Source organism: Limnoraphis robusta BA-68 BA1, from assembly GCF_034932365.1.
In the GTDB taxonomy this organism is placed as follows: Bacteria; Cyanobacteriota; Cyanobacteriia; order Cyanobacteriales; family Microcoleaceae; genus Capilliphycus; species Capilliphycus robustus.
The window spans coordinates 172,085-185,961 of sequence record NZ_JAYGHR010000003.1; the positions used below are offsets into that span (position 1 = coordinate 172,085).

A 13,877-nucleotide genomic window follows, 5' to 3' on the forward strand; every position below is an offset into this window, starting at 1 on the left:
TAAGCAAATGTTTATCGACTTTGAAACAGCCCTGCTGCATCACTGTAAACTGTACTGAACCCGTTGCTTGTAACTCCAGAGGGTATTTTGTAACAGCATGGCGACGGTCATTGGCCCGACACCACCCGGAACGGGGCTAATATAATCCACTAAAGGTTCGACACCTGCAAAATCAACATCTCCAACAATCACTGAGCGCCCTTCATAGTCGGTAATCCGGTTAATTCCAACATCAACCACCACAGCGCCCGGTTTAACCATTTGAGGGGTAATTAGTTTAGGATAACCCGCCGCGACGACTAAAATCTCAGCATCACAGGTGAGTTTTGCTAAATCTCGCGTTTTAATATGAGCAATAGATACGGTACTTTCTGCTTCCAACAACATCAACGCCATTGGTTTTCCCACTAAAATACTCGCCCCAACCACCACCGCATCTTTACCTGCGACCTCTATGTTATATTCCCGTAATAACTGCATCACGCCTGCGGGTGTACAACTGCGAAGTCCTGCTTCTCCTCGTACCAGTCGCCCCATATTTGCCGGATGAAGCCCGTCTACATCCTTATCGGGGGAGATCTCGTATAATAGCGGAATCGCGTTCAGATGAGGCGGTAGGGGGAGCTGAAGCAATATTCCATCAACAGTTGGGTTGTTGTTTAAAGAATGTATGACCTCTGTTAACTCGGCTTGAGAGATATTTGCGGGAAAATGGGAACCAAATGATACAATTCCCACTTGTTCACAAGCCCGTTCTTTATTGCGAACATAAACCGCACTGGCTGGGTTTTCCCCCACCATCAACACCGCTAGCCCCGGCGGACGTCCAACTTTGACTTGCAGAGATTGAATTTCTTGCTGTAACTGGGTTCTAATTTTTTGAGCGAGCGCTTTACCATCTAATACGTTAGCCATAGGAATTTTGGGGCTTAAAAAGACATCATTCACTCATATTCACATAAGCCTGTTTTGTTGGCTATATTCGGAACAAAAGCAATATCACCCACCGTCAATCTTTGTAGATTGAGTTATGTATCATAACTCCTTGCTTAAATTTACAGGTGAGGTGGGAAAATTGCCAAACTTCCCAACTCACCTCTTTAGTTTTCCGAACCTCGATCAAGATGCCAGAATTTGCTGCTATTGTGAATCTGAGGCAAATTTCAAACGGTTCAACTGTTGCCTAAAATTTTACCGGATGTTTTCTGTTCCATGACTACTACAACCCAGCCGAAATTCGTTCAGGTGTCTCCCACTGTGATGTTATTATGTTTAACACCGTTGTTGTTTGGCTGCAATCAGTTGGCGACTTCAACGGCGAAACTCTCTCTCAATGTTACTCCCATTGAAAAGCTGGAGAAACGCAAAGCAGAGGCGAAGGTTTACATTAAAGGAACCGTAGAAAGTCATGCGCCCTTTGTCGGTGCGGCAGCCTATCAGCTTCAGGATAACACGGGTGAAGTTTGGGTATTCACGACTGAGCGTTTACCTGAGTTGGGACAGGAAATCCTCGTTCGCGGTAAAGTAAGTTATGAGAGTATTACCCTCAAAGAACTCCCTGAACAAGATATTGGTGGGGTTTATCTCAAAGAACTTGAACGAATTCAAGAACCTTCACCGGAAAACAGCGACAAAGAAACAAAGCCTTCTATTCCTCAGTCTGAACCAGTTGTTGAGGAAAAAGAATGACAAACTTACCCGTTCATGTGGCTTTGGCTATTCTTTACCGAGAAGGTAAGTTTTTGATGCAACTCCGAGATGATATTCCGGGTATTGTATATCCTGGCGTTTGGGGTTTATTTGGGGGTCATGTTGAACCCGGTGAAACCCCTGAAATAGCAGTCAAACGAGAATTAATCGAAGAAATCGGCTATGAAATCTCTGAAGTTTCAGCGTTTGGTTGGTACAGTGAAACAAACGTCATTCGTCATGTTTTTTACGCCCGTTTAACCGTTGATCTTGATCAATTAGTTCTCAATGAAGGCTGGGATATGGGATTAATCACTCCTGAACAAATTCGCTACAGTCAAGCCTACTCCCAAAAAGCCGGAATGGTGCGATCGCTTGGTCGTCCCCATCAACATATTTTACTCGATTTTCTCGAACAAAAACAAGAAATCCTCTAGGAATAGAACAGTGGCTTGAGTCAAAGTGAGTCACGTAGTTATAAGGGTTTAAAGTTAACTGTCCGCCCACTACGCAGCCAATGTTCTGTTTTTTTGGCGATCGCACTAGACTTCCGCTCAGAGAACGGTATAATAAGGTTGGCATTGCTCCGAAGTTCATAGCAGTTTGTGAGCGAGTCAATTCTAACTTCACTTTTCGAGCGAGGTTGAGAAAAAAACGTTCATCAATAATTGCTGATTCTCGTGAGTTGTTGCTGAGATTTGAGCAAGGAAACATCAATGTCAGAAGAAACAAAAGCGAACGAGACTGATCAAGCTGAATCTAAAAACGCTGCTGCCGCGAAAAAAGAAAAGCCGCCTGCTGTTGAGGATAAGCCTTTTGCTGAGTTTATCGAACAAGATTATCTTCCCGCTTTGAAAAAGGCTTTAGGTTCTCAAGGGGTTGAGGACTTAGACCTAAAGTTTGCCCAAGAAAAGCTTCCGGCTGGGTTAGGGAATTCTGAACAGTGTTGGCAAGTTATAGGTCAATGGCAAAGCGGTAAACGTCAATTTAATGTTTACTTTCCCAATGAAGATATTAAAGCTCAAAAAGTATTTTCCTGTGCTGCAAATGGCAAACCGAGTATAATCGAGCCGTTTTTGGGAGATGAGCGCAAAATTACACTTCCCTTGCTGGTTTTTGGTGTGGTTCAGCGACTCAATGCTCAAAAGTGGTTAAATCGTAATTAAGTCTTTCTATTTTCAACTGGATGTCTAAGTCAGTTTTTAGTAAAATGCTGGCTTATTTTTATGGATTGAGCTAATTGTTAAATTTTGTAAAAATTATTATAATTGATCAAAGAACAGACCGATTAACGACCCTATCTAAAATTATGGTTGAGAAAGTGCAGAAATCCGAACAGGAGTGGAAACAACAACTCACTCCCGAACAGTTCCAAGTCACCCGTAAACACGGAACCGAACGAGCCTTTACAGGCAAATATCACGATAATAAACAACCTGGAATTTACAAATGCGTTTGTTGTGGGACTGAGTTATTCACCTCAGATGCTAAATACGACTCAGGAACAGGTTGGCCAAGTTTTTGGAAACCCGTTACCGAAGCAAATGTTACTTGCAAAGACGATAATAGCCTGTTCATGCGACGTACAGAAGTATTATGTGCGAGTTGCGATGCTCATTTAGGTCATGTGTTTAATGATGGCCCCGCTCCCACAGGTCAACGCTATTGCATGAACTCCGCCGCCCTTGACTTTGTTCCCGCAGAGTCCTAACAAACTGCACTAATTGTTGATTTTTTGCTCAGGAGACTGACCACAAAGACACAAAGGCACAAAGATTAGATGGGGACAACCCTACCTCACGGGTTGCCCCTGATTATCGTTAACGCTTGGGTTTAGTATTAATACTAACCGGGCCATTAACCATTGTTTGGCAAGCCAGTCGATAAGTATCGGGTTTTTTCTTGAGGATGCGTTTTTCGGCGTCAGTAGGGGGTGAGAGATTTTCCATTCCTTCAACGACTTCTACAATACAAGTTCCACATTGACCAAAGCCCCCACAATTCATCATTTTTCCCATAAAGGTATAGAGATCAATTTGCTTTTCTAGGGCTTTAATCCTCAAGTTTGCGCCGTCTGCTGCAATAATTTCCTGATTTTCGTTGACAAATTTAATGTTAGCCATTCGAGATTCCTGAGTTCAATTTCTTTAAACTTATAAAAAAATGTTAACAAAATGAAGAATCATTCGTGATTCTGTGTTAAACATACAGAGTCAAAAAACCCTGATTTGAGATCAGCAACGACACCCGTTTACGGAGTGTCTTGCAGGTTGTTACCGGGAAGATTGCTTACCGCTCGGTGCAAACGAGACAAAGAACGGTTGTAACCAATAATCGCTTGCAGCAACTGGTTTTGAGCGCGAGTCAAGTCGGTTTCTTGGTTAATGACATCAAGCTGAGTTCCCACACCCGCCTGGAACCGCAACCGCGCCAAACGTAACGCTTCTGTTGCTTCTTCGACCCCTAAATTCGCCACCCCAATATTTTCAAAAGTCGCCTGCAAATCATAAAAGGCACTTTCTACTTCCAAGCGAATATCATTACGAAGTTCAGAATACCGTTCTTCTGCGATCGCAATATTAATCTCTTGCTGACGAGCATTCGCTTTCGCCAAACCCCCATCAAAGAAATTCCAGCGCATTTGTAACTGAATTGAATAACCATCGGCCCAACCTTGGTCTGCAAACGGATCACTGTTATCGGATAATATCCCTAAGACATTGTAGTTGGCGACTGTCGTTAAATTCGGTCGTTGTGCAGCACGGGCGTTAATTCGTCTTTGTTCAGCGAGATTGCGGTTAACCAATTCCTGTTCTAATTCCGCTCGGTTTTGGTAAGCCAGTACAATACTTTCGTCTAAAGTGAAATCCCAAGCCCCAGCCAGGGAGATGGCATCGGCGGCGATTAAGTTAACATTTTGACTGACATTCAAAATATTCGCCAGTTCTCGCCGTCGGGTTCTTTGGTTACTAATCGCATTGGTTAAATCCTGCTGAACTCGTGATAACGTGACTCGCGCCTGCAACACTTCAAATCGAGTTCCCACACCTGCTCGTTCTAAAGCTTCCGCATCTTCCAAACTTTTTTGGGAGTTGCGAACCGCAGCCCGTTGAATCTCGACTTCGGCATCAGCTTCTTGCAAATTATAATAGGCTTCGGTGACATCCAAACGCAATTGTTCAACACTGCGTTCAAACTCCAACCGCGCCAAACGCAACTGTTCTTCAGCCGCTCTGATTCGCGCTCCTCGCGCCCCACTCAAGTCAAAATCATACTGAAGTTGGAATGTATTCTCAAACGTAGTCACCCCGTAAGTTCGGGAAAGAGAGATGGCTTGTTCTGGAGTCGCTCTGGCTTCGACCTCACGATTTCTCGCTGAGTTGGCAATATCGCTACTGGCACTAAAAGAGCGAGTTAGGGTTGAGATGTACGCTAGAGTCGGATAAAGATCTGCTTGAGCTGATCTCAAAGCTGCTAAATTTTGTTCGACTTGCAGTTCAAACACTCGGATTCCTTCGTTGTTGCGTCGGGCTAAGTCTACCGCTTGCGGTAAAGTAATCGGTACGGTTTCTTGAATTTCCACATCCCGAGGCTGATTTGGACGATACAAAGGATTAGAACTCGGAAAAGTAATCGGGGGCGGATTTGTTTCTAAGATGCCGCTTGGGGTCGGTTGCGGATAGGGTTCGTTAGGCGGACTGAGATTGGGGACTTCTAAGGTTGGGGTGTCTGTTTCTTGAGCAATTTGTGGGGGAAGATTTGCACCCGGTGGTTGAGGAAGCATTCGAGACAGTTCAAATAAGTTGGGAGTCGGGTTGCTCGATTTTTCCCTATTTTCTGTCAGTGAGACTTCAACCGGATTTGGGGATTGGGGTTGTGATGCGGTTTGTGAACTGTTGCTGGGATTTAAGGCTGAAGGAATGGGACTCGGGTTGCTAGCCGAGGGTTTAACGGGATTTTCCTTAAATACTGTTTCCTCAGTAGGCTGGGAATTTTCAACGGTTGGGCGATTGCGGGCTTTAGGATAGATGAATTTATTGAGAATCCGTTGCACGGTGGAATCTGTTGGCGTCGGTTTAGTCGGATTTTCCTTAAATACTGTTTCCCCAGAAGACTGAGAATTTTCAACTTTTGGCGTTTGTGAACGACTCGTTGTGAAATGATTGAGAATTGACTGTTGGGCGGTGGAATTTGTCTGAGTCGGTTTAGTCGGATTTTCCTTAAATACTGTTTCCCCAGAAGACTGAGAATTTTCAACAGTTGGCGTTTGTGAACGACTCGTTGTGAAATGATTGACAATTGACTGTTGGGCGGTGGAATCTGTTGGCGTCGGTTTAGTCGGATTTTCCTTAAATACTGTTTCCCCAGAAGAGTGAGAATTTTCAACAGTTGGTGTTTGTGAACGACCCGTTGTGAAATGATTGAGAATTGACCGTTGGGCGGTGGAATTTGTCTGAGTCGGTTTAGTCGGATTTTCCTTAAATACCGTTTCCCCAGAAGAGTGAGAATTTTCAACAGTTGGCGTTTGTGAACGACTCGTTGTGAAATGATTGAGAATTGACCGTTGGGCGGTGGAATTTGTTGGCGTCGGCTTCACAGGATTTTGCTTGAACGCCCTCTGCACTGAAGACTCAGCCTTATTCAGTGTCAGTTTCTCCGTTGCAGTTGAGGGTGTCAAACGATTGAGAATCCGTCGTTGTGAAGGTTTAGTCGGATTTTCCTTCCAAGAAGCCTCTAAGGGGTCAGAATCCGCCTGTGAGGGTTGGTGTAAAAGTTCTGAGGGTTGATTTTTGGCTTGGGCTGCATCGGCGGTAGATTGGGCTGATTGAGATTTAGCCAAATTTTGCTTAAAACTCCTCTGAGAAATAGAGTTTTCAGTCGATGTCTTCTCGGTGGATTCAACCGAGACTGGGACTGCTATCCCTTGTCCTAAATAGGTAAATGTAATGGCACCGCTCACTCCCACAGCCATTAAATTGTGAAAAACAGGCATAAGTTTTTTTACTGCGTCTGCAAGTCCAGAAACAATTTTAGAGCAATCAGGGTATGCTGCTACACAGAATCAAGTGGGGAAAGTAGAACATAATCAAGAGTCGCAGTCTGAGAAAACGACAATCACCCTATTTGAGAGTTAGGCATCACAACCCCTAGTCGCTCAAGGCCATTGAGATCAACTCCTCGACATCAGTTACAGGTAAAATCGGGACGTTTAGCTGTGCAGAAAGTTCCCCTACACTCATATCATCCAGAAATAATGTGTCTTCGTGTTTCAGCATAACCGAGGGAAGCAATATTCCATCGCCTAAATCTTTCCCTTTGAGACTCTCAAGTAAATCTTGACCCGTAAGCAAACCAGTAACGCTGATGGTTTGTCCCCAGTATTGACTGCACAATGGGACCATCTCAACGGTTAATCCCGAAATTTGATTCAATCGTTGAACGACCGGACGAAAGGCGACTTCGACTGCATTTCCCACAACCCAAGTGAATTTTCGAGGGGTTTGTCTAGAGTTGGGAAATTTAGCGATCGCTGTTTCAAATTCTTGCAGAAATTTGCGAATTGATCCCACTCCATTGCCAATTTGAGGATAATCTTCATAATGGCTCGTTGGCGGTAATTCTTGACGCGCAATCAAAAACCATTCATCGGCTAGCCAAACACTATTTTTCCTTTGTTTTTGCTGTAGTTTTTCTTGTATCGTTTGCACTTGAGCAATCACTTCTGCGGCTTTTTCTGGAGTCACGGGAATGAGTTCATCTTCAACGGGACGAAACCGCGTTAACCCCACAGGAACCACTGCAACTGAGGCGACTGTCGGAATTTCTCCCCTCGTAAATTGAGTTAAATCTTGTAAGGTTTTTTCTAAATGTTGACCATCATTAATTCCCGGACAAACGACAACTTGAGCGTGAATTTGCAGGCGGTTTTCTTGGAACCATTGCAGTTGTTTTAAGATGTCTCCCGCACGGGCATTTTTCAACAAACGAATTCGCACATCGGGTTCTGTTGCATGAACAGAAACATAAAGCGGAGAGAGTCGCATTTGTGCAATGCGTTCCCATTCTCGTTGAGGTAAATTGGTTAAAGTTAGATAAGAACCGTATAAAAAACTTAGGCGATAATCATCATCTTTGAGATAAAGGGTTTCTCGTTTTCCGGGGGGTTGCTGATCAATAAAACAAAACGGACAGCGATTATTACACTGTATCAAACCATCAAATAATGCGGTTTCAAACTCTAATCCCAAATCATCATCGTAGTCTTTTTCTATTTCGATCTGATGAACTTTTCCGCGACTATCCAGCACTTTTAATTCGAGAATTTCATCCGCACATAAAAATTGATAGTCAATTAAATCACGGGGAGGCTGTCCGTTAATGGAAATAATTGCATCTCCGGGTTCAAAGCCAATTTCAGAGGCTATCGAATCAGCAAGAACTTTAGTAATTTTAGCAGGACGAATGGAACGGGTACTCATCTTAACTTTTCCTCTGGGATGTTAGGCGTTAGTAGAAATTTCTCCCAACCAACACCTAACGACTGAATCATGTACTCAACTTATATATTATCTAAAACTCCTCCACTGACTGCCACTAAGATAGCGACACCAAAAGCCAATCGATACCAAACAAACACCCAGGTATTTTGAGTTTGTAAAAAACGAATTAACCAAGCAATGGCGAGGTAGGAAAATACAGCCGATGAAATGACTCCAGCAACTAGGGAGACTGCGCCAATATTACCCAATCCATTCTCTAATAATCCTTTTAATTCGACTAAACCTGCTAGAGTAATGGCAGGAATTCCTAAAAGGAAGGAAAAACGAGCCGCAGTTGCGCGTTCAAGTCCCATAAAAAGCCCGGCGGTAATGGTTGAACCGGAGCGAGAAACGCCAGGAACTAAAGCTAAAGCTTGAGCCAATCCCATTAATACACCATCTCGCACATCAAGCTGTTCATAATTTCGCTTGCGAGTGCCAGTTTTTTCGGCTAATCCTAATAGCAATGCCATCACAATTGAAGCCACAGCAATAGAAATGGTATTGCGTAAAGGGGAGTTATCAAAATCGGGAATAAAGATTTTAATTAACAACCCAAAAAAAACGATAGGGATTGTTCCCAAAGCAATTCCTAAAGCAAGGCGAAACTCAGAAGATTGATAATTTGAATGCCTGATTGCCTTAAATGCACCAACTGTAACCTGTGTCAAGTCATTCCAAAAATACCACAGCACTGCGGCGATACTTCCGAGTTGAATCACGGCGGTAAAGGCAACACCGGGATCTCCCCAACCCAATGCTACGGGTACAACCTTCAAGTGTGCCGTACTACTAATTGGCAAAAATTCGGTTAGTCCTTGGACTATCCCTAAGATAATTGCCTGAAATACATTAATCTCTGTTGTTGTCAGTACAGTTGATGGTTCCACGAGGTTTTGACTGAAAATTTTGAACGATTGGTAATGAACCCTTCCTACGGTGCATCACCTAGTAACAGTGTGGCATTCTCACCTAGCAACGGCAAGTCTAGTCTCAATTAAAGCTACTCGTCAATTTCACCTCTTTTCCCTTGTACCCCTTCAATAATACGGGAAAGTTCGCTTTTTTCATTGATACTAATGCGAGTGGGAGAGCCACTAATAATTCGTTCATAATCCCTAAAGGAATCGGTAATCCGAGGGCCTCTTTCGGTAATTGTATATTCTCGGATGCCTTTATCGTGCCATGAACCTCTCATTTTGAACACGTTGAGCGCTCGAGACATTTCTCCCCGAATTTCTACATATTGCAGCATCAAAATGGTATCGGTGATGGTAGAAATATGAGAATCAGTAATCGAGTGAGAACCCATAAATTGATCGGTTGTATTGGTAAAAAATCCAGTAATTTCTTCTTGTTTGGCGTATCCGGTTACTCCAATGACAAACTGTCGAAACGCATTATTACTAACCCCTCTTGCTAGAGCTGATAAAGAATCAATGGCAATCCGAGCGGGTTTAAATTCCTGAATTTCTGATTTAATAATTTGCAGATGATCTTCGACTCCGGCTGATTCGGGATAACTACACAAAATTCTGAGTAATCCTTTGCGTTCCATGCCTTCAAAGTCAATGCCCCAAGAGTTGGCATTTCTCAGCAATTGAGCGCGAGATTCTTCATAGGCAAATAATATTGCCCGTTCACCGTTTTGGCAAGCATTATTGAGAAAAACACTAACCAATAAAGTTTTTCCGGTTCCTGTTGCTCCGGTTGCCAAAATAATCGAGTCTTTAAAAAATCCACCCCCACACATTTGGTCCAGGGTTTCATCTCCAGAAGAAACTCTCGCATTTGATGAACGTTGAGTCAGTCGCATGGCTCCTAATGGGAAGATACTAATACCGTTATTCGTAATGGTAAAGGGGAATTCTCCTTTCATGTGAGTGGTTCCCCGCAGTTTGAGAATTTCCATCGTCCGACGACGACGTTCTCCTTCTAAAACGTTGCGGACAATCATCACATTATCCGAGACGAATTCTTCGACCCCAAAACGAGCAACCGGGCCATATTCTTCTTCTCGTTCTGTTGTCATAATCGTCGTGGCTCCGACTTGTTTTAAACGAGCCACTAACCGAAAAATTTCCCGTCTGACGACGCCTGCGGCTTCGTATTGTTGGAAAACGGCTGTCACGGAGTCAATGGAAACTCGTCGGGCTTTATATTTGCGAATGGCGTATTGAATGCGTTCAATCAGGGCGGATAAGTCAAAGTTTCCGACAATATCTTGACCTTCGGGATCGGGAGAAGCATCCAAAATAAAAAGTTTCCCCTGCTCGACTAATTCCTGTAAATCCCAACCGAAACTAGAGGCGTTTTTAATAATATCATTAGGAGATTCTTCAAAGGTAACAAAGATACCGGGTTCATCAAAATTTATAATTCCGTTGTAGAGAAACTGAACTGCAAACAGAGTTTTACCTGTGCCTGATGTACCACTGACTAAAGTTGTTCTTCCTAAGGGCATTCCGCCATGACTAATGTCATCAAAGCCTTCGATCATCGTTCGGATTTTTTGAACGCCAATAAGTTTACGTCCATTGGTGTTCGCGTCTTGACTGTTTTCACTCATAATCTTTAGGTTGAAAAATCCACCTCTAATGCTAGAATATTATTTCCCTATTGCTACATTTACCACAAAATAGGGATTGGCTGTGCAGATTGTTGGCAGATGTCAAAGAACAGTGGGTGTTCTCAGTCACGGGCAAACTGGGGATAACTGTTACTTTTGTCAAGAAAGATCATTGAAAGGGGTTGTTGATGTCCTGCTACACCGAACACTTCAGAGGTTCAGTCCATCATCACCTAACTCTTCATAGAGCAAGTCTAGCCCAATTAAGACTTTTTCTCGATCTGAAAGGTCTCCTATAATTTTTCGGACTGGTGGAGGTAGAATTTTCGACAGCGTGGGTGTCGCCAGAATTTTATCCTCTTCTGCCAGTTGAGGGTTTTTGAGAACGTCAATCACTTTCAACGCATAAACTCCCTGAAACTCTTGTTCTAAGATTTCTTTAAGCGTTTTCAAGGCTCGCACAGAGTTCGGGGTATTCCCGGCAACGTAGAGCTTGAGAACATAGGTTTTTTTTAATGGACTCATAAACTTTCAGGGATAGCTTGACAGATAAATTTTATCGTGAATGGCTTTCCTCTCCGGCTTTGTTTCCCTTTTGTTAAAGGTTATTGCAAATCTTAATTCAGTGTTTACTAAACGTTTTATTTTTTGACGTGAAAATCTGATCTTGAGTTTTATTTTCTCAACCCTAAGAATCTCTCGGAATTGAGCGTCGATACATTTCACATAAATGCGCCACCATATCAATTAGAGTGAGGCGGTAATCGAGTAAGACATCTTCACTGCGTCCTTCGAGTTTCAGTTGTTTGGAGAAATTATCCATCAATTCCATGTGAATTTCGACGATACGAGTTACCGGAACATCGGCAAAAAACGCAATGTTAACATATTCATCGATTTTATTATTCAGGGTTTTATCTGCTGAAAAATAACTCAGAACGATTTGACGATATTTCAATTTAAGCTGATCGAGCAATTCCTGTCGCTCGGCGGGAGGCAAATTTCGCAGGAAGTTCTGAGGACTTCGTTTGTAGTAAACTCCTAAATATCCTAAGCGTTCATGTAGTTTCTCAGCCAGTCGTCTCTGCTGACGCATGATAAAGTTGGTCAACTCCGTCGGTTCATTGGCGTCTAGGGAGTCATCCGTCAGACGAGTCGTAACGGCTTGAGTAATAAATTGACTGATGGCTTTGTCTACATAACCGTTGATTTGATTGAGTTGATTCACATTGATATGAACTTCACTATTGTGATAGATGTAGTTCGTTGTTAGTGTCGGTGTCTGAGTTGATTGGGAAGAATCACTCGGTTCGGGTGTCTGTTGAGTCTGAGGCGGCTTGATATGAGCATCCAAGATGACGGTTGGTAAAGAGATATTTTGGTGTTGCAGTTGCTCGACTAATAGAGTCAGATCGATTTCCTCCTGCACAATTAAACAGTCGAGTTGCTCTCTTTCCTGACTGACGTATTGGAGTAACTCTTCGATCGAATGGACCAGAACGACAGCATAGCGATCGCTCTGCAAACTAGACATAACCGATTCAGCCATCTGTGTTGATGGCACAAACAAACAAATTGAGAGCTGTGGACGCCACACGGTCGTTGAGGTTGAAGTTAAGTTACCCGCCAAAGAGTCACTCAGAGATCCAGTCTCCTTTACTAATATTTCGTGAGTCTATAAAAGATTTAATCATAAATTGTAACTAATCGTGAACTACCCGACGCTGATACGATCGTATAAAGGGTGAGCTTGTGTTCTCAACGGGGAGTGCGGAAGAAATTGGACTTCCCCCTAAAACACCAACAGACGGCGGTTCCATCCGTCTTGATCGTTGTGATCCCTTGATTGTTGGCTTGGCTGAATCGGGCGGCTTTCATCCCGACACTCACCTTTGAGGTAGAGCGCGGGACAACAGCCTAATCGTTAAAAGTGTTTTCAGGAAGTCAATTGAGTTTGAGAGTTTAATAAGCTAATGTTTCTAAGGTTTCTCGCAAATAAGTGCGAACCAGGCGATCAAGATTGATCTGAGGCTGCTGTTCGGGGTAATCTTGGTGTTCGAGCTGCCAGCGTTGAAATCCCGAACTAGAAGCAATGGCTTGTTTGAGACTGTGCCAAATTTGAGAGTCTTCTTGTAATCGGGGAGTGGCCACCGCGTCATTTTCTGGGAGGGTGGAAGTTGATTTAGCCATAATCGGTCACCAAATAAACAATAAAGTTGGAATGATTTGCAAGCTTCACTCTATTTTTACAAATTATTACGGCAAATGCCTGTAGCTGTGAACACCGTCTAAGGCTTAGGTGGGCTGGGTGGGTTCTGAACTGTTAACGTTCTGAGGGTTCTTTGGAGTCAAGCGATGGCAAAGAATTCTCTGTTATTTGGGGTATCAGTGCCGCAGGTAAGATGCGATTCACCCGTAGTCCTATCCGGGTAAAACCTTGACGAATTTGTTCAATCGTTAAAGGTTCTGTTGCTGACCATTCTGCTTTTCGAGTCAGTAAAACTCCAATCACACTCACAGGAACTTGAGCAAATAAATTACAGCCTAAAAAGGCGATGCTAGCTAGGAATAATCCGAGCAAACGCCCTTGCAAGGGTAATGAAACGACATGAGCTGCTAGAGGAGCAAGACGATAAAGTTGCCAAAGAATGGGTAAAAATAGGAGCGGTGCAATTAAAGCTAATCTTTGATTGAGTGGCGTTTTGAACCGAGCCAGAATAGTCCGTTGCACAGGTGTCAGTTGTTCAGGTTTCATCGCCATGACTAAGACGCTGAAAATGTAAAACGGCTGAAACCATTGCATCCAAAAAATGGGGAGGATGCCGACGATAGCAACGATAGCGATTTCCACCCCGACAGGCCAGATCGGATAACCGACTGCTAATCCTAACAGGCAAAGTGCTAACCATAGGGGGAGTACCGCTAAACCAGAAAGATGAATCCAGAGATAGGGATCTAATCGGAAATTCGACATTTTTACGGGCGGTCGGGGGCTAGCTTGATCATACTCTAAAAAGATTAAGCGATCGCTGCGTTCTTAAGATTGAAGCGATCGCGTTGGGTGTTTTGCAGGAAGGAGG

15 protein-coding genes are annotated in these 13,877 nt (G+C 43.4%); 5 read left to right on the forward strand and 10 right to left on the reverse strand.

Annotated elements, in window-relative coordinates:
- Window positions 1-39: 39 nt before the first annotated feature.
- Window positions 40-915: a bifunctional methylenetetrahydrofolate dehydrogenase/methenyltetrahydrofolate cyclohydrolase FolD gene (gene folD, locus VB836_RS02935; protein WP_323217914.1), complete on the reverse strand. Its 876-nt coding sequence runs from the start codon at window positions 913-915 to the stop codon at window positions 40-42.
- 297 nt (window positions 916-1,212) lie between these two features.
- Between folD and VB836_RS02940 the strand changes: the two genes are divergently transcribed.
- The 4 genes from VB836_RS02940 (at window position 1,213) to msrB (ending at window position 3,400) form a co-directional block, all read left to right on the forward strand.
- A complete protein-coding gene (locus VB836_RS02940; RefSeq protein ID WP_323217915.1) occupies window positions 1,213-1,689 on the forward strand; it encodes a hypothetical protein in 477 nt (158 codons plus the stop codon).
- Window positions 1,686-2,126: an NUDIX hydrolase gene (locus VB836_RS02945; protein ID WP_323217916.1), complete on the forward strand. Its 441-nt coding sequence runs from the start codon at window positions 1,686-1,688 to the stop codon at window positions 2,124-2,126. The genes VB836_RS02940 and VB836_RS02945 overlap by 4 nt, the downstream gene beginning before the upstream one ends.
- A gap of 279 nt (window positions 2,127-2,405) precedes the next feature.
- Window positions 2,406-2,855 carry a DUF2996 domain-containing protein gene (locus tag VB836_RS02950; RefSeq protein WP_323217917.1) on the forward strand — a complete coding sequence of 150 codons (450 nt, stop codon included), beginning with the start codon at window positions 2,406-2,408 and terminating at the stop codon, window positions 2,853-2,855.
- 143 nt (window positions 2,856-2,998) lie between these two features.
- Window positions 2,999-3,400, forward strand: coding sequence for a peptide-methionine (R)-S-oxide reductase MsrB (msrB, locus tag VB836_RS02955; protein ID WP_046281812.1), 402 nt, complete (start codon window positions 2,999-3,001; stop codon window positions 3,398-3,400).
- Between the two features lie 109 nt (window positions 3,401-3,509).
- On the opposite strand, the gene VB836_RS02960 is transcribed toward msrB, so the two are convergent.
- The 7 genes from VB836_RS02960 to VB836_RS02990 form a co-directional block, all read right to left on the reverse strand.
- A complete protein-coding gene (locus VB836_RS02960) occupies window positions 3,510-3,812 on the reverse strand; it encodes a 2Fe-2S iron-sulfur cluster-binding protein (protein ID WP_046281811.1) in 303 nt (100 codons plus the stop codon).
- A 128-nt stretch (window positions 3,813-3,940) separates the two neighbouring features.
- Entirely contained in the window at window positions 3,941-6,682 is a 2,742-nt protein-coding gene (locus VB836_RS02965; RefSeq protein WP_323217918.1) for a TolC family protein, read from the reverse strand.
- A 154-nt stretch (window positions 6,683-6,836) separates the two neighbouring features.
- Complete coding sequence (locus VB836_RS02970; RefSeq protein WP_323217919.1) at window positions 6,837-8,168, reverse strand: TIGR03279 family radical SAM protein; 1,332 nt, start codon at window positions 8,166-8,168, stop codon at window positions 6,837-6,839.
- 80 nt (window positions 8,169-8,248) lie between these two features.
- Window positions 8,249-9,118, reverse strand: coding sequence for an undecaprenyl-diphosphate phosphatase (locus VB836_RS02975; RefSeq protein WP_082172341.1), 870 nt, complete (start codon window positions 9,116-9,118; stop codon window positions 8,249-8,251).
- Window positions 9,119-9,231: 113 nt separating this feature from the next.
- Window positions 9,232-10,797: a circadian clock protein KaiC gene (kaiC, locus tag VB836_RS02980; protein WP_046281807.1), complete on the reverse strand. Its 1,566-nt coding sequence runs from the start codon at window positions 10,795-10,797 to the stop codon at window positions 9,232-9,234.
- 210 nt (window positions 10,798-11,007) lie between these two features.
- On the reverse strand, window positions 11,008-11,322 hold the full coding sequence (gene kaiB, locus VB836_RS02985; RefSeq protein ID WP_009782897.1) for a circadian clock protein KaiB: 315 nt from the start codon (window positions 11,320-11,322) through the stop codon (window positions 11,008-11,010).
- A gap of 163 nt (window positions 11,323-11,485) precedes the next feature.
- On the reverse strand, window positions 11,486-12,394 hold the full coding sequence (locus VB836_RS02990) for a circadian clock protein KaiA (RefSeq protein WP_323217920.1): 909 nt from the start codon (window positions 12,392-12,394) through the stop codon (window positions 11,486-11,488).
- A 155-nt stretch (window positions 12,395-12,549) separates the two neighbouring features.
- Between VB836_RS02990 and VB836_RS02995 the strand changes: the two genes are divergently transcribed.
- Window positions 12,550-12,693, forward strand: coding sequence for a hypothetical protein (locus VB836_RS02995; RefSeq protein ID WP_323217921.1), 144 nt, complete (start codon window positions 12,550-12,552; stop codon window positions 12,691-12,693).
- Between the two features lie 66 nt (window positions 12,694-12,759).
- On the opposite strand, the gene VB836_RS03000 is transcribed toward VB836_RS02995, so the two are convergent.
- Window positions 12,760-12,987 (reverse strand): hypothetical protein, encoded by a 228-nt coding sequence (locus VB836_RS03000; RefSeq protein ID WP_046277837.1) that lies wholly within the window; start codon window positions 12,985-12,987, stop codon window positions 12,760-12,762.
- Window positions 12,988-13,120: 133 nt separating this feature from the next.
- Window positions 13,121-13,771 carry a low-complexity tail membrane protein gene (locus VB836_RS03005; RefSeq protein WP_046277838.1) on the reverse strand — a complete coding sequence of 217 codons (651 nt, stop codon included), beginning with the start codon at window positions 13,769-13,771 and terminating at the stop codon, window positions 13,121-13,123.
- Window positions 13,772-13,877: the final 106 nt, after the last annotated feature.